This window comes from Methylomonas sp. MED-D, assembly GCF_050276835.1.
Classification (GTDB): domain Bacteria; phylum Pseudomonadota; class Gammaproteobacteria; order Methylococcales; family Methylomonadaceae; genus Methylomonas; species Methylomonas koyamae_A.
In genome coordinates, this window is sequence record NZ_CP189965.1 from 1833874 (window position 1) to 1858239 (window position 24366).

At 53.8% G+C, this 24366-nt stretch carries 29 protein-coding genes and 1 pseudogene; 23 read left to right on the forward strand and 7 right to left on the reverse strand.

Annotated elements, in window-relative coordinates; genetic code table 11:
- Positions 1-3: 3 nt before the first annotated feature.
- From ACQE3E_RS08110 to ACQE3E_RS08120, 3 genes are read right to left on the reverse strand one after another with little or no spacing between them, the layout of a single operon-like run.
- Positions 4-774 carry a DNA-binding domain-containing protein gene (locus ACQE3E_RS08110; RefSeq protein ID WP_064031500.1) on the reverse strand — a complete coding sequence of 257 codons (771 nt, stop codon included), beginning with the start codon at positions 772-774 and terminating at the stop codon, positions 4-6.
- A complete protein-coding gene (locus ACQE3E_RS08115; protein ID WP_427501485.1) occupies positions 758-1639 on the reverse strand; it encodes a DUF692 domain-containing protein in 882 nt (293 codons plus the stop codon). Before ACQE3E_RS08115 ends, ACQE3E_RS08110 begins: the two co-directional genes overlap by 17 nt.
- 9 nt (positions 1640-1648) lie before the next feature.
- Positions 1649-1921, reverse strand: a complete 273-nt coding sequence (locus ACQE3E_RS08120) for a BufA1 family periplasmic bufferin-type metallophore (protein WP_064031498.1) — start codon at positions 1919-1921, stop codon at positions 1649-1651.
- A 551-nt stretch (positions 1922-2472) separates the two neighbouring features.
- Between ACQE3E_RS08120 and ACQE3E_RS08125 the strand changes: the two genes are divergently transcribed.
- Positions 2473-3114: a hypothetical protein gene (locus tag ACQE3E_RS08125; RefSeq protein WP_064031497.1), complete on the forward strand. Its 642-nt coding sequence runs from the start codon at positions 2473-2475 to the stop codon at positions 3112-3114.
- A 402-nt stretch (positions 3115-3516) separates the two neighbouring features.
- On the opposite strand, the gene ACQE3E_RS08130 is transcribed toward ACQE3E_RS08125, so the two are convergent.
- The 3 genes and pseudogenes from ACQE3E_RS08130 to ACQE3E_RS08140 form a co-directional block, all read right to left on the reverse strand.
- Positions 3517-6873, reverse strand: a complete 3357-nt coding sequence (locus tag ACQE3E_RS08130; RefSeq protein ID WP_427501486.1) for a hypothetical protein — start codon at positions 6871-6873, stop codon at positions 3517-3519.
- Positions 6874-7355: 482 nt separating this feature from the next.
- Positions 7356-7811 (reverse strand): hypothetical protein, encoded by a 456-nt coding sequence (locus tag ACQE3E_RS08135; RefSeq protein ID WP_427501487.1) that lies wholly within the window; start codon positions 7809-7811, stop codon positions 7356-7358.
- Between the two features lie 261 nt (positions 7812-8072).
- A pseudogene (locus ACQE3E_RS08140) lies at positions 8073-8420 on the reverse strand (phage integrase N-terminal SAM-like domain-containing protein).
- 135 nt (positions 8421-8555) lie between these two features.
- Here ACQE3E_RS08140 and ACQE3E_RS08145 point away from each other — a divergent pair.
- The 21 genes from ACQE3E_RS08145 to ACQE3E_RS08245 all read left to right on the forward strand — a co-directional run bounded on the left by ACQE3E_RS08145 (position 8556) and on the right by ACQE3E_RS08245 (position 23038).
- Entirely contained in the window at positions 8556-8897 is a 342-nt protein-coding gene (locus ACQE3E_RS08145; protein ID WP_427501488.1) for an immunity protein Imm33 domain-containing protein, read from the forward strand.
- A 69-nt stretch (positions 8898-8966) separates the two neighbouring features.
- Positions 8967-9908, forward strand: coding sequence for a TerB N-terminal domain-containing protein (locus ACQE3E_RS08150; protein ID WP_427501489.1), 942 nt, complete (start codon positions 8967-8969; stop codon positions 9906-9908).
- A 90-nt stretch (positions 9909-9998) separates the two neighbouring features.
- The gene (locus ACQE3E_RS08155; RefSeq protein WP_427501490.1) at positions 9999-10649 is read left to right on the forward strand and encodes a DUF4145 domain-containing protein; all 651 of its coding nucleotides are present in this window, start codon (positions 9999-10001) and stop codon (positions 10647-10649) included.
- 70 nt (positions 10650-10719) lie between these two features.
- Positions 10720-11178 carry a hypothetical protein gene (locus tag ACQE3E_RS08160; RefSeq protein WP_157197971.1) on the forward strand — a complete coding sequence of 153 codons (459 nt, stop codon included), beginning with the start codon at positions 10720-10722 and terminating at the stop codon, positions 11176-11178.
- Between the two features lie 89 nt (positions 11179-11267).
- Positions 11268-11657 (forward strand): hypothetical protein, encoded by a 390-nt coding sequence (locus tag ACQE3E_RS08165; RefSeq protein ID WP_426994268.1) that lies wholly within the window; start codon positions 11268-11270, stop codon positions 11655-11657.
- 138 nt (positions 11658-11795) lie between these two features.
- The gene (locus ACQE3E_RS08170) at positions 11796-12203 is read left to right on the forward strand and encodes a transposase (protein ID WP_231883784.1); all 408 of its coding nucleotides are present in this window, start codon (positions 11796-11798) and stop codon (positions 12201-12203) included.
- The gene (tnpB, locus tag ACQE3E_RS08175; protein ID WP_313727828.1) at positions 12179-12529 is read left to right on the forward strand and encodes an IS66 family insertion sequence element accessory protein TnpB; all 351 of its coding nucleotides are present in this window, start codon (positions 12179-12181) and stop codon (positions 12527-12529) included. Before ACQE3E_RS08170 ends, tnpB begins: the two co-directional genes overlap by 25 nt.
- A 31-nt stretch (positions 12530-12560) precedes the next feature.
- Positions 12561-14120 carry an IS66 family transposase gene (tnpC, locus tag ACQE3E_RS08180; RefSeq protein WP_427500839.1) on the forward strand — a complete coding sequence of 520 codons (1560 nt, stop codon included), beginning with the start codon at positions 12561-12563 and terminating at the stop codon, positions 14118-14120.
- A gap of 129 nt (positions 14121-14249) precedes the next feature.
- Complete coding sequence (locus ACQE3E_RS08185) at positions 14250-14543, forward strand: hypothetical protein (protein ID WP_426994267.1); 294 nt, start codon at positions 14250-14252, stop codon at positions 14541-14543.
- Positions 14544-14626: 83 nt separating this feature from the next.
- On the forward strand, positions 14627-14956 hold the full coding sequence (locus tag ACQE3E_RS08190; protein ID WP_426994266.1) for a hypothetical protein: 330 nt from the start codon (positions 14627-14629) through the stop codon (positions 14954-14956).
- A gap of 98 nt (positions 14957-15054) precedes the next feature.
- Complete coding sequence (locus ACQE3E_RS08195) at positions 15055-15342, forward strand: hypothetical protein (protein ID WP_427501491.1); 288 nt, start codon at positions 15055-15057, stop codon at positions 15340-15342.
- 71 nt (positions 15343-15413) lie between these two features.
- Positions 15414-15764 carry a hypothetical protein gene (locus tag ACQE3E_RS08200; protein WP_427501492.1) on the forward strand — a complete coding sequence of 117 codons (351 nt, stop codon included), beginning with the start codon at positions 15414-15416 and terminating at the stop codon, positions 15762-15764.
- Positions 15742-16287, forward strand: a complete 546-nt coding sequence (locus tag ACQE3E_RS08205; protein ID WP_427501493.1) for a DUF6817 domain-containing protein — start codon at positions 15742-15744, stop codon at positions 16285-16287. Before ACQE3E_RS08200 ends, ACQE3E_RS08205 begins: the two co-directional genes overlap by 23 nt.
- Before the next feature lie 83 nt (positions 16288-16370).
- Positions 16371-16754 (forward strand): hypothetical protein, encoded by a 384-nt coding sequence (locus ACQE3E_RS08210; RefSeq protein ID WP_427501494.1) that lies wholly within the window; start codon positions 16371-16373, stop codon positions 16752-16754.
- A gap of 31 nt (positions 16755-16785) precedes the next feature.
- On the forward strand, positions 16786-16944 hold the full coding sequence (locus ACQE3E_RS08215) for a DUF1330 domain-containing protein (RefSeq protein WP_427501495.1): 159 nt from the start codon (positions 16786-16788) through the stop codon (positions 16942-16944).
- A gap of 103 nt (positions 16945-17047) precedes the next feature.
- Complete coding sequence (locus tag ACQE3E_RS08220; RefSeq protein WP_064031098.1) at positions 17048-17476, forward strand: hypothetical protein; 429 nt, start codon at positions 17048-17050, stop codon at positions 17474-17476.
- Positions 17477-17582: 106 nt separating this feature from the next.
- Positions 17583-17981, forward strand: a complete 399-nt coding sequence (locus ACQE3E_RS08225; protein WP_281022824.1) for a GFA family protein — start codon at positions 17583-17585, stop codon at positions 17979-17981.
- 52 nt (positions 17982-18033) lie between these two features.
- Positions 18034-18381, forward strand: a complete 348-nt coding sequence (locus tag ACQE3E_RS08230; RefSeq protein WP_427501496.1) for an REP-associated tyrosine transposase — start codon at positions 18034-18036, stop codon at positions 18379-18381.
- A gap of 107 nt (positions 18382-18488) precedes the next feature.
- Positions 18489-19685, forward strand: coding sequence for a 1-acyl-sn-glycerol-3-phosphate acyltransferase (locus ACQE3E_RS08235; RefSeq protein ID WP_427501497.1), 1197 nt, complete (start codon positions 18489-18491; stop codon positions 19683-19685).
- Positions 19678-20547, forward strand: a complete 870-nt coding sequence (locus ACQE3E_RS08240) for a phosphatase PAP2 family protein (protein ID WP_281022827.1) — start codon at positions 19678-19680, stop codon at positions 20545-20547. The genes ACQE3E_RS08235 and ACQE3E_RS08240 overlap by 8 nt, the downstream gene beginning before the upstream one ends.
- Positions 20531-23038 carry a PEP/pyruvate-binding domain-containing protein gene (locus tag ACQE3E_RS08245; RefSeq protein WP_427501498.1) on the forward strand — a complete coding sequence of 836 codons (2508 nt, stop codon included), beginning with the start codon at positions 20531-20533 and terminating at the stop codon, positions 23036-23038. The genes ACQE3E_RS08240 and ACQE3E_RS08245 overlap by 17 nt, the downstream gene beginning before the upstream one ends.
- An 80-nt stretch (positions 23039-23118) precedes the next feature.
- Here the strand turns inward: ACQE3E_RS08245 and ACQE3E_RS08250 are convergent, their stop codons facing one another.
- Positions 23119-23259: a hypothetical protein gene (locus ACQE3E_RS08250; RefSeq protein ID WP_427501499.1), complete on the reverse strand. Its 141-nt coding sequence runs from the start codon at positions 23257-23259 to the stop codon at positions 23119-23121.
- Positions 23260-23514: 255 nt separating this feature from the next.
- On the opposite strand from ACQE3E_RS08250, the gene ACQE3E_RS08255 reads away from it, so the two are divergent.
- Positions 23515-23730 carry an addiction module protein gene (locus ACQE3E_RS08255; RefSeq protein WP_427501500.1) on the forward strand — a complete coding sequence of 72 codons (216 nt, stop codon included), beginning with the start codon at positions 23515-23517 and terminating at the stop codon, positions 23728-23730.
- Positions 23731-24366: the final 636 nt, after the last annotated feature.

Consider the following 24366-nt stretch of genomic DNA (forward strand, 5'->3'; position numbering starts at 1 on the left):
CTGTCAACGGATAAAAAAGCCGGTTAGCAAACCCATGCGCAACCAGCGCGGTAGATAAAGGTCTAGCGGCGGCGCGGTGGTTTCGCCGCTTGGCCGGTCCATCGCCTGACTCAGCGTCAATCCGGCCGCCAACGCGGACAGCAGCCGGAACTCGCCGCGTTCGATTTCGCTGGCGTTCACCTCGAAACCGTTGCGATGCACCACGACATGGCTGGCACCTTCGGCCAGCGAAATCGGCGTGGCGGCGTCGGCGTCCGGCAAATTGGCTTGCCAGATCGCGAAAACCGGGTAAGGCGACGCCAACAAACGCAACGACGGATGGAAGCGCAGACGCAGCGCCGGATAAAGGCTGGCCGGCACCGCCGCCAGGCCGCGCGCGTCCAGCAGCGCGGCGTCGGCGGCGTGATAGGCGCCGTGCCAGTACCATTCCAGGCGGGCGACATCGGCTAGATAGTCCAGCCCGTGGGTCGGCGGAAAATCGGTCAAAAAATCGGCCAGCGCCTCGCCGTAATGCAGCAAGGCTGCTTGCGCCGGCGGATGAGCTTCGATGAAAAACCGCGCCAGATAATTGAAAAATTGCTCGCCGACCAGGCGTTCGACGACCGGATATACCTCGCGCAAGGCTTGGGTCAGGCCCAGGCGAGTATTGTTGCGATATAGCGCCAAGCGTTTTTCGGCGGCGATTTCGCCGCCGACGATAGCCGCCGGCACCCGTTCGGCCAGGCCGAACGCGTAGTCCGCCATGTCTTGTTGCAAATCACGCAATGCATGCATCGTTGGTCTCCAATAACTCGTCGGCCTTGGCGGCCTCGTTTAGCAACACCGGCCAGGCCGGCAAATCCGCATCCCATTCGATCAAGGTCGGCCGCCGGCCGAAGCGTTGCAACACTTGCCGGAATAGTTGCCAGACCGGTGCCGCCACCGGCCCGGCGTGGGTGTCCAGCAGCAGGCTCGCGGTATCGATAGTACGCAACGCATGGCCGGCCAGATGCAATTCGCCTACCCGCTCGCCGTCCAACTCGGCCAGATAATCGGCCGCGTTCCAATGCAGGTTGTGGCTGGACACGTACAGATTGTTGACGTCCAGCAGAATTCCGCAGCCGCTACGCCGGGCCAGTTCGTTCAAAAACCCGCTTTCGCTGTAGTCGGCTTCCCGGTATTGCAGATAGCCGGCCGGGTTTTCGATCAGCAGCGTCCGTCCCAGAAAATCCTGGACCCGGTTCAGCCGGTCGCACAGGTGGAGCAGCGTGGCTTCGGTATAAGGCAGCGGCAGCAAGTCGTTCAGATAGCGGCCGCCTTGCGAACTCCAACTCAAATGTTCCGAGACCAGACCGGGCTCGACGCGGCCGATCAAATGCTTGAGTTGGCGTAAATGCTCGCTGTCCAGCGGGTCTGTCGAACCCAGCGACAGACCGACGCCGTGTAGACTGATCGGCAACGCGTCTCGCAAGGTTTCCAGGTAGCGCAGCGGCGGACCGCCGGCGCCGAAATAGTTTTCGCTGTGGACTTCCAGCCAGCCGACCGGCACCGGGCCGGCCAAGGCGTCGCCGTGATGGGCCGAACGCAGGCCGACTCCGGCGCAAGCCGGAATCGGCGCGGCGACCCGCCGCGAAAGTTGTGAGGATCGTGGCGTCGTCATCGCGGCGGCTTACATGCCGGGCATCTGGGTTTGGCCGCCGACGATGCGTTCGCAAGTGCCGGCCGGCACGGCGATGAAGGCGTCTTTTTGGCCGTCGCTGGTGGAATGGCCGGCGCAGGCGTTGGACAAGGTTTTGCAATCGTTCTTGCCGGCCTTGGCGACGCCATAGCATTTCTCCATGTCCATCTTGTCTGCGGCCACCGCCGTGCTTTGCGCGCCGATCGCGGCCAAGGCTAACAACGAGGCGACAGCGCTGGTAATGATAGTGTTCGAGTTTTTCATGGTGGTATCTCCAATTAAGTGGTTTGGTTTGAGTGATGTCGGCGGCGCTCGCCGCGACGTATTAGGTATTACAAACGCCGTGCCAACTGGAGGTTGTCGAAAATAACCAAACGAATTCAATCTATTAGCGGATATTCGGCCGCAATCAACCGTCGCAACGACACCCATATGCCCGCCACTATTCGCGGCGGCCGCCAATAGTGGTGGGTTGGGGCGCGAGCCGGGCATCGAGAAAATGTGTTGGAGCGGCTTTAGCCGCGATTGACAGCCTTCCGGCACCGGATTGGGCGCGGCATCCGGCGACTTTCATAGTAAAAGCCACCAGTTGTTTAGGCATTTCAATGGATTATCCGGCGGGTAAGCGTAACGGACGAAGGTCTGCCGCCGAATCGCAACCTACAATAGCTCGCGGAGCCGGCGAGCGCGGGCTATCAATTAAGCCGAACTCGATGGCGCGCGTCTTGGGCTGCCGGCGGCGCAAAAGACTCTATACTTTGGGCGAGCTCCGCTCGACGCTGTTGCCCCGATAAAAATTCTAAACGAGACGCCCCATGCCAAACATCAATAGCGGTATTGCCTTCGATACCATCAAAACCTTAGCTAAAAGTTACGGAAAAGCCACGCCGCAAATGGTCAGCACCAACTTCAACGCGATGCCGATTGCGGTCTTTAACAATAATTTACTGAAATACGATCCGCTGGAGAACGTCGCGCAGATTACTTCGGACAAAAAGGTGGTTTCCCTGTTGCGAGAAACCAATGCGGGGGTAAAAACGCCGATTCGGTTTCTAAAATGGGGTCAAAATTGTTGCACGGGCATGGAACTCGATCCGGGCGCGCGCGTTGTGATCAGCGGTCCGTTCTCGGGCTGTTCCTTTTTGATCGCGAAGGATATGCACAGCGGCCGGACCGTGATGCTGCATTCCAACGACAACACCAATCAAGGGGCGATGAATCGAGCCAACACCCTGGCGACTCAAATGGCCAGGGCCAATCAGTATCTGCAAGTGTTTCATAACGGTGTTCAGCCGCTGTACCACTGCAGCTACGAGGAAATGGGCATGGTGCCCAGTTGGATTATCGCGGTTGACGAACACGGCGATAGCCGCAGTTGGTTGATTTACTGCGTGAATTTGCTGGCGAGTCAACGGGGTGAAAGCGTGTTTCAATTGGGCGGGTGTTTCGTATTATGAAGTGCCACGGCCATCGACAGGCTTAATTTGGCGGGTCGGATTAAACCCTCGGCGTTCGCCGACTGAAAGCGGATTTGGCGAATTCTACTTTGTCGGATTTGTTCAAGGCCGTCATGCCCGCCGGGAAGCGGGCATCCAATGTCATGGATGGTTGGCTTAAATCAGTCCATGACGTTTGGATTCGCTCCGCGCTCTAACCGGTCCGGCAATCCATGCCGGGATGACGATGTTGATTTCCTAATCGGACAAAGCGGAACTAATATAGCCCTACCAAATTCGTAGGGTTCCGCCGCGCCAGCGCGGGTAGATTGGGTGCCGCAACGCAAGGGTCTCGATCGGTTTACCGGAGCGCGGCTGGCGGCATTGCCAGGTCGGCGGGTGGTTCATCGGTCCGGCGGGCGCTTAATATTGGCTCAACGTCCAGTATTCCGACAGTTGTTGAAACAACACCAGTAGCGCGCCGGTGCCGCCGAAGGCTTGCAGCAAGGGCCATTCGTACCAGGGCCGGAAGGCGCCCTCGCGCAGGGCGCGGGCGCTTTCGATCTCGGATTCGATCCGATCGATTTCCGCGCTCGTCGCGTTACCTGAGTGTCGCAATTCCCTTACCTTAAAGCTCCATTGCTCGATCGCTCGGCGCCGGGTGGTTCTGGCGCCGCGCTGCAACAGCCATTCCGCCGAAAATGCATAGATAAACATCAAGATAAACACCGTGCGCAGGCCCCAGGGCAAATTCCAGTCGTCGATGGCCGGATTGCGCGCCAGCACCATCAATCCAATCACCGCGACCGGGCCCCAGATCAACGGCTGCATGGCTTTGGTCAGCTCCTTGACCAACTGGATTTTCAACCATTCCGAAACGCAGGGTTCGGCGACCGCGTTGGCTTGGGCATGCTCGATGGCCCGCCGGTTCCAGCCATCGCTCTGTTGGGTGAGATTGGCGATCAAGCGTTCGCACAGCCGCGCGTGCTCGACCACCCACATGGTCAGCATAACCGTGGACAGAACCGACAGCAGCAACAAGGCGGCATTCACCGCGACCACCGAGGTACCGCGCGCCGGAATATTAGGAAGTTGCCCGAAGCGCATCGTAATGCCGGCGACGACGATGAAGGCCAGGCTATGGATCAATACCCGGAGCAGGTTGCCGGGAATGCCCAGTTTGGTGTTGTCCAGATAACCTAGATAGTGTTGCCAGAGCCGGGCGGTGGCTGCCGCGGGCGTGGCGAGTTTGCGCTGGATTGCGTCCGCGCCAAGTCGGATGCCGATCGCGCACGCGGAATTCATGACTAACAGGGTCAAGCCGACAAAGCTCAAGATGCTCAGGCCAAGGTATAGCTTAGTTTGCAGCGGCAGCGCCATCGGGGTTTGCGGCACGCAGGTTTGGGAATAGTAGTAAATCAACCACGCAAGCGTCGCGATCAGCAACAGATCTTTCACCAGCCAGTCGGAGAACGGCGGCACGCGTTGAGTCAACATTCGCCGGAGCGTATCCCAGCGGCCGGGTTGGGTGCAATTTTCCGTCACCTCCCAACTACCGACAAACATCAGCTTGCATTCCTTGATCGACGCATCGGCATGGTTCGGCAAACCGAACGTTTCGGAAACGGTTACGCGCATTTGGGCTAGCCGGCGTTGTCCCCAGCAAAAAAAGGCCACAGCAACCAGGTAGGAAACCAAGCGCAGGCCCTCGGTCGGCCAGATGCTGGCGCCTTCCAGCCAGTAAAACGGTTCGGCCATCGGGCTGGCAAGATATTCGTTAAAAACCACAAAAATGCCCAGCGCCGATAACGCCACCGCCGTGGCGATGCAGGCCGTGAGTCCGCTGTCTAAAACCCGGCAAACGGCCGACAATGCCCATTTGCGAATTTGCCAACTGACCAGACAGGCCATGCAGATCAGGCTAAGGCTTAAAAACAGCAGGTTTTTGAATTCAAAACTGAAGCGGCTCGATTTGACGGCCGGTTGAATCCCTTGATCCGTTTGCTCCCAGTTCGGCCACATGCAGTGCTCGGGATTGGGCGAAAGGCCGCGCGAGTCATCGCAGCGCGGCACCGCCAACGGAATCGGCCGGCTACGGCCGATTTCGAACAGCGTCGGTATGATGGGCTTGATGTTAAGCGGTGGGGGCGTGACGGCCAGCTGCGTGGACAGGAACAGCGCGGTCTGATAATTGTCGCGAAACGGCGGGATGCTGCCTTGCCACTGGTCGTCAAGATATAGGCCGTAGGGCGCCGCTACCAACAAATTATGGGTTTGCAACCATTTGCTCGGATGATTGTAAATGGCGTCCAAATCGGTGGTAAAAAACAAGGTATGCGGGAAGTACTGGCGCAAGGCCTGTAAAATCATCAGCTTGTCGTAGACGTCCGATCCCAGGATGCCGATCGCGGCAATCCCGCCGTCGGGGCTGCTCTGGATAAGGCACGCGTCCAGTTCGGCGATATTACCGGCCAGTCGCCGCAGATAGTCTTTTTGGCTTTGGCCTTCGGGCGTTTCGATGTTGGCGTTTTCGGTTGGTTTGTCCTTGTTCGCGCCGGATGCCTTGGCATCCGCGCTCTTATCGCCGGATTTCGGCAATTTGCCGTCCAGGCCGCGCATATAGCTGTAGCTATGCACGGTTTTCTGACCGCATAGGCTGTCGGGAGGTGTCGTCTTGGGTTTGGACGGCCAGGTTTTCACAAAGGTATCGCGCATGGCGCGGCCGTAGAAGGTATCCCACTCCGACAAGATGACGATATGTGCGTCGGCGGTGATGCGCCGCAACGATAATTCGCTGACCAAGGCCTTCATCAAGTCGTCATCGCTGGACGTGGTGCGCAGCAAGCGGATGCCCTTGTCGCTGAAGAGCTTTTCCAGACAACGCTCGCTTGCGTTGCTGCATAAACTGCTCAACTCGAAGTCGGCGGCGGTGGCCGCCGCCGCGTAAAAACCGATGTCGAGTCTGCAATCGGCGGCATCGCCAAGTTTGGGTGATGTAGGGCAGGGGGGATGCGCGAAGGACGGGTTTTCGATTTCCGCCAGCATCGTGCGCAAAGTCGCCGAACTGTTAGGGCCGATCACCCGATAGCTGACTTGGTCGTGTTCGGGGACGGCCAGTTTCAGCAAGCGGTTGATTTTGGCAAACGGGGTTTCGGTCAGGCTGGCTTCATCCAGCCATAGCACCAGGATCGGCGACTTCTGATTTCCGTCGCGCGGCAACCACCATTCGAACGGGACTTTTTTTTGCAAATCGTCTTGGTCCGGCTCGAAGGCGCCGATATGCTGTTCGTCGCTCGGTATCCAGTCTTGATTCGCCAAGCCGGACAGCACGGCATAGCGGCGGCGCATGCGCTGCTCGGCTTCTTCGGGATAGGGTCCCCCAGGCAAGGTAACCGCCATCACCGTGATGGCCTGATTCGAGTGTTTTAGCGTGTCCGGAACGATGGATTTCTTTTCAACCGATGGTGGCGGAGTCGGTGACGGGCGAATTTCAACATTGGCTGGACGGCCGTCCAGAAACAGCGTTAACGATTTCGCCTCGGCGGCGGGCTTGTTGGCCGCGTTGGCGGCATTTTCGACAGTGGAAAACGGATCTTGCCAAAGCCGGGCGTCGATATTCTGCAACGACGGATGGCTGGATTTCAGCGGGTCGGCCGAAGGCCGTTCGTCCTGATAGGGCAGGGAATGGCCGATCAACAAACTCGCCAACATGGTCACGATTAATGCAATCGGCAACGGCGAACCGTAGCCGCCGCTTTCGGGTTTTCTATCCTCCGCCATGGTCCGTATCCTGCAAATTAAACACTGCCGGCATGCTGGCGCAGTTTGGCGGCTTTTGGCAATAACGCATTTGTGCCGGTACAAACGTACTGGGTCGGCATGATCGATGCGTTGCCAACTTCGCAAACTTCATAGCCTTGCGCACAAGTAAATTAGAGTCGCGCGCAAGCTTATTTGGCTTGCGGGCAAGGTTTTTTTCGTTGCGCGCAAGCCAAATAAGCGTGTGGTTGGAGTTTAATGCCTTGCGCTCAAGGCTTTTTAGGCTTACGCCCAGAGAAAATTGCCTTGCCCGCAAAGTCATTTACCTTGCGGGCAAGGCTTGGAACCTTGCGAGTGCTGCGAATAAGCTTGCGGGGTTAGCGGCAAAGCTTGCGAGCCTTGCCTTTATCTATTCCGCTATGGGCTGGAGCTTGGTTGGTGTGCCGGAAGGCCGAGCCGGGCGGCTGACCTACTTATCTTGTTTAGCCGACAGGCTGGCCGGCTTAGGTTTTTGGCTTGGCGCCGCGGTTAAATCGAACCGACATGGCCTGCCGTAGCGTTTCCAATCCCGCGCCTTTACCGGCGATTTTCAACGAGGCATAAGCATCCAGACTAAAACTATAAATATCGCTGCCCTGCGCCATGTCGGTATCTTCGGCTCTGCTCAATAAATCGCGCAGCCGATGCAGGCGAGGGCGGAGTCTATCGAGCGTCGCCAGATCGGCTTCCGCCGAGGCGGTATCCAGACCGGGCGGAATGGCGGACGTATTTTGGCTGGACACCGTCAGCGTCTGACGGCAAAACGCTTCGGTTTTATCGCCCATCTTGGGGATGGCGCGACGCTCTTCCGGGGTTAAGACCAGAAAGCCGGCGAAGCGGTCTTCCAATGTCTTCAGGGCGGCGTCTATATCCGCGAGATCGTTGTCGGAAAGGCTTAAAGAAATCAGATGCTGGTTCATGTCGGGCTCCTTTTGGCGTGGCTGATACGGCGGACGATGGAGCAGTCCGCAGATGAAAAGCGTAGGCCAAATTCAGAAACGCGCGCTACATTGTTTACTAGAGCACTAACAGGCGTTGGATGGCATCCGAGTGCCAAGCGCTGGCTGGCAACCGGCGTTATTCGAACAGGACTATAGGCAAGGGATGCGAGCTAACCGGCGTTCTTTGTTACAGAGCCTGCGATTGTTGAAATCGGACGGCGGTAGCCGACTAAAACGGGCTTATAAACCGTTGAAATAGGCCGCCGCCGATCGGCGAAGCTCGGCCATGCCGTCCAACCAAGGCCATTGCATCGCTAACACGTCGCGATACAAAAACAGAATGGCCGACAAAGCCTGATTTTGCGTGGAACTGGAGACATGTCGCTCGGTTGCCAGATAGGTCAAGAACCGTTCGACTTCGGCCGCTCACATCTTCGTCGGATGACGTTTGGCGTTAAACAAAATAAATTGCTTAATCCAGGACACGTAGGTATCCTCGGTACTCAGGCCGTAGTGCTTGAAACGAATTTTATCGCGTACCTGATCCAGTCGTTTTTTTGGCGGTGCCGATGTCGTATTTGTTTCCATAACATGTCCCGTTTGCCCGAGCGAATTCTTTCACAAACAATAACTTGCCATCATGAAAAAAGGATTATACGACATAATGCTCTGGATTATAGGACAAGCGATGTCGTATACATTACGTTATGCGTTTCAGTAGCTATGCGTGAACGAAAAGATTTTACAATCTGCGAATTGGAAGGCGTTCAAGCCAATCCTCCCGAACGGGCTTCAAAATTGGGCATAGCGCTGGGGACGCTCGGAAAAGAACCGATAAATGGGTTGCGTCTCAGACCTAAGAACGGGACGAATGGCTGGTATTTGTGGTGCGGCACTGAAATGCCAACAGAGAATGACGCCTTTTCACCGTTACATGTAGAGCACCTTGAAAATTATCTTCCACAAGTTAAAAAATATCTTGAGCTCCCACCGGGCTATAGATTTCTAATTGATGAAAACAACTATGAAGACTTATGGTTTGATGAAGTGCTTATGCTCGCATAACACATCGCTCAAAGGGACGCTCCGCTTCGCTACGCGTTTAGGCATAAGAAGGCCTGAAGGGATGGTTCGATGTCATTACTGAATAAGCTAATTCCAAGGACGAAGACAAATCCAGCAATCAATAAAATTCCTCCATATCGGAAGGAACTCCTATTCATTTCTTACGACAAGCCAAAGGATCATGGCTTTGGCTTGCAATTCACCATCTCAATTTCTGAAGCTGGAGATGTCGACCTCAATCAGGAAGTGTCTGATGATCCCAGCACAATATATGCCGTATTACCTGCCATAGATCCACCTGCCCCTGATAATGTTGAAAAGCTCTCATATTTTCCTTCTTATAGCGGAATGAACCCAGAGCAGCGGGGTTTATATCTGCGGTGGCTTTATGATGTTACGGCAGAAATAGATGTTGGGTATGTGTTTGTTTATTACTACGGCCTAGAAAGGCAATTAGTTTATGGGGATTTTGATGCGGCATTTGATGAAATCAAATTACTGAGAAGACACCATGATAATGGGTCGTTTCAAGGCTATAGTGCATCAGCTCTTGTGCATTCGTGCCTCTTACGCAAAAGAGCGGACAAGTTACAGGAGCTATACACTAAGGGGGATTTTGACTATTTTGGCAACTCAAGCCTATTAATCCTCTATTCTAATAATTTAGAAATCCTCCCTGATATGATGTTTCAGTTAGCTACTCACCTATCTGGCGTAAACAGGCGGTACATCAAGCAAAAGCCAGAGTTGTACAAAGAGAAAATACGTGAAGTTTTGATAAACAAATTTGAAAATGCAGGTTACCCATTGGCATCTCGATTCTCATTGGATGAAGTTGAAGGAATACCCTACCCAATATTTGCCAATATTTCATTTCCTCCAGAGGTTCGCTCGCCTCGCTTGCCGAACTTACTGAGGAATGTTGCGTTTCAAGATGAAATGGGGATGTTTTTTAAAGAGATTCATGAGGCTGTTAAAAGTGAGTCGGCGCGGAAGCGAAAAAATACCTAACAAGGCCGTAAACTCGGACGCATTTTTCGCTCGCTACGCTCACTACAAATGCGCCGGTTACGGCTGGTGTTATGCCTTTGGTACCTGATCATGGCCGATGCTTACGAACCACCTGAGTTAAACAAGAAGGCATTCACCTGCCCACATTGCGGTGCATATGCCGCAATGGATTGGAGCAACTTGGGAGCGATGACAACACGCGGCTTATCTTGGTCACCAATCTGGACCGCCTCTTGCCACCACTGTAGCAAAGAGTCAATCTGGCTAAACGAAGAGGGCTACGGAATCCAGGAGATGATCCACCCAAAATCATCTGTTGCACCGTTGCCTAATCCAGATTTGCCCGCCGAATGTATGAAGGACTACATGGAGGCACGATCCATCGTGGAGAGCTCTCCGCGTGGGGCAGCTGCGTTGCTTAGGCTCTGTGTGCAAAAGCTCGCTGTGCATCTTGGGGGTACGGGGAACAACATCAACGAGGATATTGCAGCCCTTGTTCAAAACGGACTCCCTCTTCGAGTTCAACAAGCTCTTGATGTCGTTCGCGTTGTGGGCAACAACTCGGTTCATCCTGGGGAAATGAATATTGAAGACCAGCCTCAAACTGCTTTGGCACTTTTCGGCCTTGTAAATCTAATTGTCGAGAACCAGATCACCCAGCCTAAACACGTTGCAAATCTATTCTCAAGTCTTCCAGATGGGGCAAAGAATGCTGTTAGTAAGCGTGATGGCAAGGCATAACCCTGCGGTCCACCGGACGCTGCGCGATAAAGCCGCGCAGCGCCGGTGACCTCCACGTTAGGGGTCATTGGTGCGCGCATTTTTCGCCTCGCTCTGCATGTTTGTCATTGTTGCCATTTCCTCTTCAGCTTCGGCCGCGGAGACCAGCTTCAATGGCACGTGGTCTATTGATCTGCGCTCAAAAACAGAACAAGAGAGTCGTGTTGAGTGTGGGTTAGCCACATTCGTACTTGTGCAAAACGGAAACAGAATCTCCGGTGACCACACATTTTCAACGCCAGGCTGTGGCCGGCTAAACGAGGGCGGCGAACGTACGGTCAAAGGTGTGGTGGTTGGCAATACAGCAGTTCTTGTTGTCACCAGCGGGCGCAACGGTGCCGTTGTCATGGGCAAGGCCACTAAAGACGGTACGTTTTTGCTTTGGCAAACGCTGGAAGAGATAAGACAAGGTGAGCCTGAGGGTGATTCACCGCTCATTCTAGGAAAAGGGCGACTGGCTCGGCAGCAAGCGCATGAAAACAACCCCTAACATGGCGCTCAACCCCGTTCGCTTCGCTCTCTGGACGCTGCGCGATGAAGCTGCGCAGCGCCGGTTAGCTCTACGTTGGGCGTCATGCCATGTATGAACTAACCGGCACGGACAAGATTTGGAATCGCGCATGTCAAGGTGGAGGGGAATCTCCTCGCCCCGGCGACACTGCTTTGGCTGGGTTGCTGCTCTTTCACGGCCCGACCATGAATGGCGGAGTCCTTAACGCAGTCGAATGCCTTTCCGCAGAGCAACTCGTTGCCGCCCAAGCCGGTTACACGTACTTTGGCTTTGGAGGTATCGCCGACCTTATTGGCGCTGCTCAAAAGGCTATTCGCCAAGGCGATGACTTGGAGCCTCTTGAAGCTGAGTTCGATCAACGCTATTGGGCTCTGGTCCCAGACGATGGGGTGTTGGTTGAGAGCTTCGAGCGGCGCCAACAGCAACACCCGCTGGATTATTCACCGATTGTCGAATAACTAAATGCCCTCGTTTGCTGAAATCACGCCCAACCCGGCGCTCAACCACGCTCCTTTGTAAGCGGTCCTTTAACAGCATCTGTATAAACAGCTCGAAAGGAACGAAGATAGTGTCCACTTATAATCAGGTGGACACCTATGAAGGAGCATAACACGCGATTATCGCGGCCATTAATCGTGGGGCACGGGCGAGACGGCCGTTGCCTTTATGATCCGGAAGCCAAGCGGGAGCTAGTGAAAGTTTGCTTGCATTCGGGCACATCGGTTGCCAAGATCGCTCTGCAATACGGTATCAATGCCAATCTGCTGCGCAAGTGGATGGGGCATTACCGAGAAACAGGACATCCGAATCCGAACAGTCCATTAACGTTGCCGGCTTTTGTGCCCGTTCAGTCGCTGAGCGCAGAGAAACCGGCTGAGTCAGCGCTCAGTGCGGAGTTGCCCAACGGCGTTAAACTCGCGTTACAGCCTGTCGCACTGAGCGACCTGCCGGTGATTTTGAAGGCGTTGGCCGAGCTGCCATGTTTCGTTTCGACGCAGGATTGAAGGTCTACCTGCACCGCGAGCCGGTCGACGGCCGCAAGGCCATCAATGGTTTAGCGCTGCTGGTTGAGCAGGCATTAGGCTTGAATCCGTTCGAGCCGGCCATCTACGTGTTCAGCAACCGCCGGCGGGATCGGATCAAACTGCTGTTGTGGGACCGCACCGGTTTTTGGTTGATGCTCAAGCGGCTGGAAGCCGACCGTTTTCACTGGCCGAAAGAGGCAGCAGTTGTGATGTTGACGGTCGAGCAACTCCACTGGTTGTTAGCCGGTATTGACTTGGCCGCGATGCGGCCGCATCCGGCACGAACCTATACCCAAGTAGGCTGAAACGCGGATGTAAAGCCGGTAAAATAACGGCATGACGCCCACCATCACGCTGTCCACCGAAGACTACCAAGCCTTGCTGGCCGAGCAGCAACGGCTGGCGAGTCAACTGCGGTTAGTGACGGTCGAGCGTGATTTATTGAAAGAACGTGTGGATGCCTTTTTGCATAGGCTGTATGCCGCAAAATCCGAGGCGCGGGCCAATCCAGCCCAGCGCGACCTGTTCCTGAATGAAGCCGAAGCCTTAGCTCCTAACGGTACGCCGGTGGCCGAGGAAGCGACACCCGAAACGGTCGAGGTGACCGGTCACAACCGCAAAAAGCGCGGCCGCAAACCGCTCGATCCCCATCTGCCGCGCGAGATCGTGCGCCATGAACTGCCGGAATCCGAACGCATCTGCGGCCATGACGGCGCGCTCTTGGTGGAAATCGGTGCTGAAATCAGCGAGCAGCTCGACATCGTGCCGCAACAGGTGCGAGTCATTCAACATCACCGCGTCAAATATGCCTGCCCGTGCTGCGATGAAAGCATTCGCGTGACGCCGGCACCGGTTCGCATCATCCCCAAAGGCTTACTCACCGAAACGGCATTAGCCTGGGTCGTCACCGCCAAATACCAGGATAGCCTGCCGCTGTATCGGCAAGCCGCGCTGTTGAGCCGTTTCGGCGGCGATCTGTCGCGCAACACGCTGGCGGCTAGCATGGTGCGGGTTGGCGACGCAGTGCAACCCATCATCAACTTGCTGCGCGACCATCTGCTCGATGCCGATCTGATCCTGGGCGACGAAACCGTGGTTCAAGTGCTCAAAGAATCCGGCCGAGCCGCGCAAAGCAAAAGCTATCTGTGGGCACAAATGACCGGCTCCGGACCGCCGATTCGGCTGTTCAGCTACACGCCGGGGCGCGGCGGAACGCATGCGCAGCCGTTGTATGAAGGCATCAAACCCGGCGCGGTACTGATGAGCGACGGCTATGAGGTGTATAACGCCATTGCAGCCAGCCGGGGTGCGATTCACCTCGGCTGTTGGGCGCATGCGCGGCGTTATTTTGTCGAGGCCGAAGCCGCCATTCCTAAAGCCGCGCGCGGCCCGGAGCAACTGGCGACGCAGTTTATCGCGGCGATGGGTGAACTGTACGCGATTGAAACTCAGACGGAAGACCTGAGCGTCGAACAGCGTGGGCAGCGGCGCCAGGAGCAAAGCCGACCGGTTTTGGTCAAAATCGAAGCCCTGCTGCTACAACATCTGCATGCGGTAATCCCCGGTAGTTTGCTGGGCAAGGCTTTGCATTACTTGTCATCGCAGTGGTCCAAACTGATCCGCTTCGTCGACAACGGCGCTTGGCCCATCGACAACAACCTCTGCGAAAACGCCATACGCCCCTTCGTGGTGGGCCGCCGCAATTGGTTGTTTTGCGATACGGTGGCCGGCGCCCGTGCCAGCGCTAATCTTTACTCGTTGATCGAAACCTGCAAGGCCAATAGCGTCGACCCTTACACCTATCTGGTCGATCTGTTCCGAAAGCTTCCCACCGCAAAAACTGTCGAAGAGTTCGAAGCGCTGTTGCCTTGGAATCTCGACGCCCTAACGGACTAATCGTACGCCAACGGTTAAGTCATTGTCCGTTTCAGTTCTAGTGCGTCCTTCAAAGATCGCTTACGCTCCTTTCAGTCGCTGGACGTTGCGCGATAAAGCCGCGCAGCGCCGGTTAGCTCTACGTTAGACATGCGCGAACGAACTGCAAATCTCTCGACTGCGGCCAATGGTCATCTTCAACTTTGTTTTGAGCGCGCGTCCCCACTGTTCGCTCTCTGGTTGCGGCTCAAGCTACAATTTGTTCATGGTTTTCGGCGGGAAGGTCATCGCGTGCGCGGCTTGGACGAGGTTATCGTTCCTGACTTCGTGCGGGGCAACACTAGGCTGCTCGCTGGATGGGACAACTGGTCTGGGTATTACCTTCTTTCAGAAAGCGCGGCAGGTGATGATTTTCTCAGTGTTTATGCCAAGGACTATGTCTAACCCTACGCTCAAGTTCGCTCTCTTTGGTCGCTGGGACCCCGCGCCTGCGGCGCGCCCCTTAGCTTCACGTTAGGTTTCTCAACATGCCTTCAATCGTCCTAAGAGACTCAATTGCAGACGCTGGCTTCCTACTGGTGGCGGGCGATGATCCCCTATCCAAGGAGGGGCTGCGCGACGTAATCCTTATGAGTCTGCCTCTTCCAAATAACTCAGAGTTGGCAGCCTTCATACGCCAGCACAAGCACACCGAATTCACGGCCGGCATTACGTCTAGCGCGGGTGGCTATGATCTCGCGTTTTCGGTTACACACGAACTGAAGGTCTCGCTGCATCTTGAATCTGATGGCAACGGCTACTGGTCTGTGGCCTGCATTGGTCAAGGCACTTGTAAAGTTCTCGCCAGTGAAACCTAACCCGGCGCTCAACCTCGCTCCTTTCAGTCGCTGGACGCTACGCGATAAAGCCGCGCAGCGCCGGTTAGCTCTACGTTAGCTATACAAGGAAAATCCCCTTGAAAGTTATCAGAAATGACTCCGATTCAAGCACCCCACCAACCGACCGGGGAAAATCCTTCACACAAATTGCATTAGCATTTTGGTTGCCTATTTCGTTAGGAGCGGGTATGGGGTTCGACGCGCCCGGATCGACGAAAAGCATATTGTTATGGATCGCAGTGCTCCCCATATTTACTTATCCTCTTTGGGGGATTATCGCCTTAAGAACCAAACAATACAGATATGCCTATATTCCATTCATTATTTTTTTCTTGGCAGGAAGTCTTCATGATTATTTTAGCTAACCCTGCGCTCAAGCGGGACGGCGCAAAAGCGCGCCGCCCCTTAGCTCCACATTATAAGATTTGGGGCACCCGTGGATAATGACCAAAAAGCTGCTGAGTTAAAGAAAATTACGAAAAAAGGGAAATATTGCTATATCCCTGTTGTGCTAGCGTTTTTTGTAGCAGTAATATCAATAAACACAGGTGCGAATCCTGATATATTCAATCTTATGGTCATTCCAGGCTTATGTCTTTCATGGGGGCTAATGGCTTATCATATTTTTTCAGCCAAATGCCCAATTTGTAATCAAAGGTTTTATAGCTTGTGGGATTTAGTTGTCTCGGGTACTTTTAGAAAATATTCCTGTTGTAATTGTAAGTTCTCATTGAAACCAAACAATCAGTCAAAACCTTATCCAAATGATCGATCACGTGATTTTTGAAAGATTGCGAGACCTTGGCGCTGGGGAGTTTGAGCATTTGAATGGAACCCTACTCAGTCATCTGATAGGAACCCACGAGTTGTTACATCGTTGGGGAGCAAATGAAGTTCTATGCAAGGCGGGTCTCTATCATGCCGTGTATGGAACTGATGGCTATGATGGGAAATTACTTGCCCTAAATGAGCGCTTGCAAATACAGAAGTTGGTCGGCTCGGAATCTGAAGAGGTTATTTATATGTATTGTGCTTGCGATAGAGACTTCTTCTGGCCCCAGTTCGGGATGGTTAAGAATCCAGTTTTTCGAAACAGATTTTCTTGCGAAGAATATGTGCTAGCGAATGATGCGCTCAATAAATTCTGCGAATTGACAGCTGCCAATGAATTAGAGATTGCTGGCGGAAGCACTCAATTTATTGACCAATATGGGGCTGGCTTACGGTCTCTTTTTATGCGAATGAAACCATATTTAAGCAACCCAGCTTACGATTTTTTCATACAGACACTAGGTGAAGCAAATGGATAACACGTCGCTCAAAGGGACGCTCCCCTTAGCTTGGCGTTATACATCAATAGACATTAGGACTTGAGTTTAGAGAGAACCAAAGAATGAATGCGTACCTGATATTGGACTTATCAATCAACAATTTTGAGAGCTTTCGAGAATATATCGAAAAAATACCTCTTTTTATAAAAAAACATGGTGCCGGGGAGTCGCTATTTTTGCCGAAAGATTTTTTCGAGCTTCCCAGCAGGAAAAAATCGGCAAAAATTACGCGACCACTAATGCCTGCGGCGCCCCGATTCGTCCGCGTCACCTCGTTCCGACCCAGCAAGGGGTCGAAACATCGGCTCTCGCATGACTTGACGCCGTTTCGCGATGCCTTGCAGGTTTTCTCCGCTTCGCTGCGAAAACCCGCCCGGCGCTACGGCTATCGGGGACTAAAAATCTTCACTTCGCTCGCGCTCCGTTTCCAAGATTTTCAGCGGTAGATATATCGTGCAAGGAGTGGAGCCTGAGGTAATGGAAGGTGACTGGTGCCCGGAGCGTGTTGTAATTCTTGAGTTCCCCTCAAAAGAAAACGCAAAGGAATTTTTAGGGGATACTGAGGCTCAACCGTTATTCTCAATACGACATAAATCTACAACCAGTAAGCTAATCCTAGCTGAGGGATGTTCTTAAACTATGCCGCAAAAATGTATAACATGGCGCTCAAGCGGCACGGCCGCAATCGTGCCAGCCCCTTAGCTTTACGTTGGGCCACTATCTCTGATCGGACTTTTCCATGAAACTGTTTCCGCTACTCGTCGGCGGTGTTGTCGCTGGACTCATAATTGTTGCCGGTGAGGCAGTCCTGAATTTGGTCGTTCTCGCTGACGAATGGGTCTATCTGTTCTCGCGCTTTTCCCTTCCTCAACCAACCCCACTCGTCGCAGTACAGGGACTACTTAAGCTGCTTCTCCTTGGCATCTTTTCTGTCTGGCTGGCGGCTACTCTTAAGTCTGCGTTTCCTAACCCCTGTCGTGCGGGTGTCGTATCGGGCCTTTGCGTTTGGTTTCTGGTCTGGGCCTGGGTACAGTGGGGAATGTTGCTCGCCGGTTACGTTACGACATACGTTGCTGCAATTACGGTCGCGTGGGGTTTTGTCGAATTGCCTTTTGCTATATGGGCAGGCACATGGGTGCACTGGCGACTAAACGGCGGGTTGCGGTGAAAGTGCTTTCGTGTGTTTTCGGCAAGTGGCCCCCGGCAGTCGAGCGGGCCTGCGCAAAAGGCTGCGCTGGCCGCTCACTTCTGCATTAAGCAATATTGGAGAACTTATGACTAAAAAACTTGAAGGCTCTTGCCACTGCGGTGCGGTACATTGGATATTCGATGGAGTACCCGAGTCGGCTACTGCCTGCAACTGCACAGTCTGCCGACGTTATGGCGTATTGTGGGCATATGACTTCGAAAATGAAGGCATAATTGTTTCAGGCCAAACTAAAATTTACACTCGTGGAAAGTCCATCGAATTCCATTTCTGCCCTAACTGTGGCTGTGTTGCGTACTGGCGAGCACAAGCAATTGACAAGGAAGGTCGCCGCAGAATTGCCGTCAACTTGCGTCTAACCGAACCAGAACCTATTGCCAAGCTACCTATTGACCACTTTGATGGACTGGATTCATTCGATGACTTGCCACGGGATGGGAAATGTATAGGCGACTATTGGTTTTAGCGAGTAGGATGGGTAGAGGCGGTAGCCGAAACCCATCGACAATTGCCGGAATATGACTAACTATCATCGCCACAAACGCAAAGGCGGGATTTACTTTTTTACTGTCAATATTGCGGACAGGCGGAAAACGCTGTTGACCGAACGAATCGATGTATTGCGAGACGCGTTTCGGCAGGTAAAAGCGCTTCATCCGTTTACTATGGATGCCATCGTGATTTTGCCGGACCATCTTCACACCATTTGGACATTACCGAAAGGCGACGACGACTTTAACTTACGCTGGCGCCAAATCAAATCGGCATGTCATCGGGACGCAGGAGTGTCCGCCTCAGCATTCCCACGCCGGAGCGTGGGAACGATAACAAAGCTGATTTTTGAAGCCAATAATGTTGGCTTATAAGCTTTTCATGATTTCCCGATGTCGCAATTTGTCATAGATATGCCTTAACCGGATTCTCCAGCTATATTTCGAGCTACGAATATTGCCTGACGAAGAAGGGCGTTAGAATGACGAGTCTAAATATTGCGGGTTTGCTTCACTACGGCATATGGCGCTGCATTGGCTATCTGGCATTCAGTCGAATAAGAGTCATCGGCAAAGAGCGGCTAACGTTAGTCGGCCCTGTCGTGTTTGTAGCCACTCACCGTAATGGCGCACTCGATGCCGCACCCTATTCGTTTGCTGTTCCTTTGGCCATGCCGATGGTATCGGCGCAGCTGCAGCGTTTACCGTTGGGCAGATTTTTGTTCCGTGGTATCGCGGTAGCCCGTGCCAAGGATAAGGCTCGCGGAATTAAGGCCAATAACGGCAAGGCCTTGGCGGAATGTATAGAGTTACTGAAAGTGGGTGGACAACTGTTCATCATGCCGGAAGGCACTAGTTCCCTCGGTTGCCGACATTTACCGTTTAATCGCGGTGCCGCGCGTATCGTTGCCCGAGCCATGGCCGCTGGAGTCAGGCCCATTATCCAGCCCTTGGCTGTTCACTACGAAGACCCTACTCACTGGCAAAGCCGTGTTGAGGTGTTAATAGGCGTACCCATCATTCCGCAAAACGCCGACGAGATAGCGATGCATCAGTCAATTGTCGATGGCCTGGAGGCTGTTGGGGCTAATTTTGTCAATACCGAAGCTCAGCAAATGGCAGAAAAATTGGCTTATGCCCGCATTTTAAGTACCGATCGTTCTTACGCTGAACATTTAAAAAAATTCGAGGGGCAGGTTGCGCCTGCTTTATCCGAGCAACTGCGGGAGTTGGAGGCAGTTGCCAAGGATAAAGGTCTTTTTCTTCATCAAGGCCTACCTTTAATACCGCACCGGTTGTGGCAACGGGATTTAGTTAAGTGGTTACTGCTGGCGCCTATCATCGCTTGTTTCAGCATATTGAATTTTCCGGTACTGGCTGCCGGGCGTATCGCTAGTCGGCTTCTGTCTGACGAGCAGAATGTCATCGCCTTTTGGCGCATGGTAGTCGGTTTGCCGGTAGGATTATTTTGGGTCGTGACCGTTTGCGTAGGTTTGTTTGTATGTGCCGGACCAAGTTGGTTTGTTCTTTACGGCGCGATCAGTACCGTTGGCCTATTGGCTTGCTACCGATTCCGTAAATTGACGGTAGCACTCGGTAATGCGGTTTTTCATCCTGAGATGAGGGCGGTATTGGTAACAGCCTATCGGAATTTGGCGGAGCGCAAAGCGCATGAATAAACTTCTCGACCCGCCCTTACGCTATTTCAGTATCTATCTGGGCGCTGTTTCAGCCATCGAAATCGCGCACCTGACGGTTTGGAGTCTATTGTTTTGTCCGATGTTGGCCGGCATGGCCGGATTGGCGCGCAGGTATTCCAGGCAACGCAGTTGGGAGCTATTGGCTGCCATTTGCGTCAGTCTGGCCGTGGGTATGAATGTGTCATATCAAGCCATGGCCGGGGCTATCCCCGCTGTCAGGAGCGTACGCTTCGATGCCCAGTTGTTGGCATTGGATCGGCTATTGATAGGCGAAACGCCGTCGGTATGGTTGGAACGATGGATTAGCCCACCGCTCACCGAACTAATGAGCGCTTGCTACTTGTTATTGATGCCATTGTTGCTCGTCAGTCTGCTGCGTTATTTTTTCCGGCGCAGGGAGTTGCTCGGCGAATTTTACACCGGCCTATTCGCGGTTTACGGCTTGGGGTTTCTCGGTTATCTGCTGGTGCCGGCTGCCGGGCCTTGGCTGGCCTATCCGGAGTTGTTCAACGTGAAATTGAGTGGCGGCGCGGTCACTGCATTTAATCACGCGATGGTTGAGCAAGGCAGTAATAAAGTCGATGTCTGGCCGAGTCTGCACGTGGCTGTGACGCTTTATATACTGGGATTTGCCGGACGGCATCATCGCCTTGAGTTCTGGGTTTTGTTGTTGCCGATATTGGGTTTATGGATCGCTACTTTTTATTTGCGTTACCACTATTTTGTCGATGTCCTCAGCGGCTTGGCGTTGGCAGGCTTTGGTTTATACGAAGCTCGCCGTCATGCCGCTCACCCCGCCATCAACCCCAACAAGAAGGATACCTATGCCAACGCTGTTTGATTTTCATCATCCGTCTGCTCTGGATTCCGCCATATCCGGCGGTAAGGGCGCCAACCTTGCCCGCTTGACGCAGGCTGGGTTTGCCGTTCCATCAGGCTTTGTGTTGCCGCCGGAGGGATACTATTCGTTCATTGAGCAATACGATGCATTGCCGGATTTGCTTCGGAATTTGCCTATAGACGAACCCCTGGCCTTGGAACAAGCGTGCACAAGTTTATGCGAGCAGTTGACCCAGCTATCGGTGCCAGAAAGCCTGAAGCAGGCAATTGCGGAGGTGTTGGCTGAGTTTTCGGACGACACGGCGTTCTCCGTGCGTAGTTCCGCCACTGCCGAGGACTTGGGCGGCGCAGCATTCGCCGGGCAGCATGAGACGTATCTGAATTGCATCGGCATCGACGACATTGTTTCGCGTATCCGGGATTGTTGGGTGTCGCTGTGGAGTGCCCGCGCCATTGCTTACCGCTTGCAGGCCGGTATCGGCTTGTCGAACACAGCGATGGCGGTGGTGGTGCAAAAAATGGCCTTCAATCGGGTCGCCGGCGTGGGGTTTTGCATCAATCCGGTTACCGGCGATCCAGCACAACAGTCGGTGGATGCCAATTATGGCTTGGGTGAATCGGTGGTGGGCGGTGAGCATCAGGTTGATCATTGGTTGCTGGAGAAGTCGTCCGGGCGAGTGTTGGACGCGGTTCTGGCGCATAAATCCTCATGCATCGTCGCCGACCGCACCGGTACGCGCAGCGAGAACTTATCAGATGATCGAGCTAATTTACCTTGTCTCAGCGAACTGGAGTTGGCTGAGTTATCCGATTTGATGCGGCGCGTCGAAAAGTTTTACGGTTATCCGCAGGATATAGAGTGGGGTTTTGAGGGTGAACAATTATGGCTGTTGCAAGCGCGACCGATTACCCGCATCCCTCCGCGCTGGACCCGTGACGAATCCGCCGAGCGATTTCCCTCGGTGATTACGCCGCTGGCTTGGGATTTGGTGGCGGAGGGTTTTCACCAATCGCTGTCGCATTCTTTCGAATTGATGGGCTTGCCGCCGTTTCACGGCAAGTGGTTCGCCTTGTTCGATAATTATGTATACGGCAACCAGAATGCCGTCGAAGTTTATGCCGAAGGCACTGCAAATTCATTGAACGTGCGTTCGGTTGCCGAACTGATGTCTGCTTTACCGACACTGCGCAAACGCTATGCCTGGGTGCAGGAATTACCGATGGCGTGGTCGCGCGATTTGGATCGCTATTTACTCGGCCTCGGCGAATTAATGGCCGAGCCGCTGACAGGACGCTCTATTCCCGAGTTGTGGGATTTTGTACTGCGGGTGAAACAGCTCGGTGCAGAATATTTTCTGCCAAATATTGCTATTTCCATTACTCAGCGCACGCTATACAAACTGGTGTACAGCATCGTCGGAGCGGCGGTCGGCGACGCGGATGCGCCAGCGACCTTTGATCGCTTGTTGGCGTACTGCGAAACCAAAACAGGCTTCGTCAATAAGGAACTTTACCGGCTGGCACGGCGGATCGCCGAGTACCCCAAACTCGTGCAAGCGTTGCGCACCCAAACGGGTCAGCAATTTCTGGCTTCCGGCGGATTCATACAGGAAGCAGATATTGCAGCCGCTTTCCAGCGTTTTTTACTGGATCATGGGCATCGGGAAGTAGAGTTCGATCCCTATCATCCGACCTGGTTGGAAGCGCCATGGCTGGTGATTGAAAATCTGAAAATGATGTTGGACTCGGCCGTGGAAGACCCTGCCGAAAAGGAACGTACTTTGAAAATCCGGATGTTGGAAACCGAGCGGCAATTGATAGTCGGGTTGCCGGAGGATTTGCGGTTTCCGGTTCAGGAGCTGTTGCGCTTGACGCGGGTTTATACCGCATTGGACGACATAGAGCATTACCAGACGACACGATTGACATTGCCGTTCCGCAAGGGTTTACGGGCCTTGGGCCTAGCCTTGCAGGCTAGGGGCGTAATTACGGATGCGATGGATGTGTTCTTTGCCAGAGCCGAACAGCTCTCGGAAACAATCCGCCTTAACGACGCCGAGTCGTGGCGTTGTTTGGCCGATAGCATAGTCCGGGAAAAACAGGCGTATCAAAACCATAGGCAGCATTCTCCGGAATGGGAATTGGGTAAGTCACAAGCCTATACCGCTAAAGACGGGGACTTTGTTGGTTTGCCCGGTAGCCCCGGTATCGCCAGCGGCACGGTATTTAAGGTGTTGTCGCAGGACGATTTCGCCGATTTTCCGGTCAACGCGGTACTGGTGGCTCGTACCACCAATCCGGCTTGGACGCCTTTATTTTATAAGGCGGCGGCTGTGATCACCGAAAGTGGCGGACCTTTGTCGCACGGCGCAGTGACTGCGCGGGAAGTGGGGTTACCTGCGGTAATGAGCGTCAGAGGTGTGTTGGATGCTTTGACGAACGGCGACATAGTGACAGTCGATGGTACTGCGGGCCGGGTAAGACTGGATTGAAGCAAGTCTTCGTAAGCAGGTCGGTCGGTCCACTTTGCGAAAATTCGGGATACCCCCGGTTTTTGCCATAAGCGCAAGATTCAGAGCTTTGGCTTGGCGCCGCGGTTAAATCGAACCGACATGGCCTGCCGCAGCGTTTCCAATCCCGCGCCTTTACCGGCGATTTTCAACGAAGCGTAAGCATCCAGACTAAAACTATAAATATCGCTGGCCGGCGCCATATTGGTATCTTCGCCTCGGCTCAATTATTTGCGCAGTCGGTACAGGCAAGGGTAGAGATTAGGGCCGCATTCGCCGATGCGATTCTGCCTCCCAAGCCGCGCGTACGCCCCCGCGTGGGGACTTAGTAGCGCGCGTCTAGCGGGGAATGGCACCTCTGCGGCGAGACGGGTTGGCGCGTGGGATCGATAAATCTTGGCTTTCAACGCTGTTTCCGGCTAGTATCGACCCGGCCATTCCGATACGAGAGTACCCTGATGATCAGCGCTAAACTGCGGCAATTACCTGCAACCGAAAAACTCAAGCTCATCGAAGCGCTGTGGGACGATTTGCTCGATAACGAAAATGACGCCCCGGCGTTACCTTGGCATCAGGAGGAATTACAGCGCACGGAAGTCGCTTATGCAGCAGGGGATGTCGAGGCGGTCGATTGGCGGCAAGCCAAAAAGGCATTACGCTCGCGGTTCGAATGAAAATTCGGATTTTACGCACTGCCATGGATGATTTGTCGGCAGGCTGCGTGTTTTACGATAAGTAGCAAGAAGGATTTGGCGATTATTTTTTCGATAGTCTGTTCGCCGAAATTGATTCATTAGCTTTATATGCCGTGGTTCATAGCCTGCATTTTGGATTCCATAGGCTTTTGGCAAAGCGGTTTCCCTATGCCATTTATTACAAAGTGATCGACGATCAAGCCCTTGTAATCCGAATTCTGGACTGCAGGCGGAATCCAAAGCGGCTTCGGCGGGAGATAGAGCATTAATCGGTTCAGGCTTAGCTGTGCCGCATTTCACGTATATTCAAGCTCTAGCTTGAATACCTAAAACTTGGAAGCTCTTGCGTCCTGTCAAATAAAGAGTGCTAGAGCTTTCAGGGTTCAGCTGCCAAGCTGGAGTTCGGTAACCAGTGTAAAAACAGCGGCAGTCGGCCAAGTGCGGACGGATAGTTTTTCCGACGAAGGTCTGTTGATTGATCTACAGCCGCCAGCCGTAATCCCAAAAAGGTGCGACCGCCTATAGGTTGTGCCGAGCCATGCGAGGCGCAACGATCGCGAACGGTGCGCCTGACGGCAGCACCCGTTAGTCTGCGCACCTTATGGCCTTGACAAC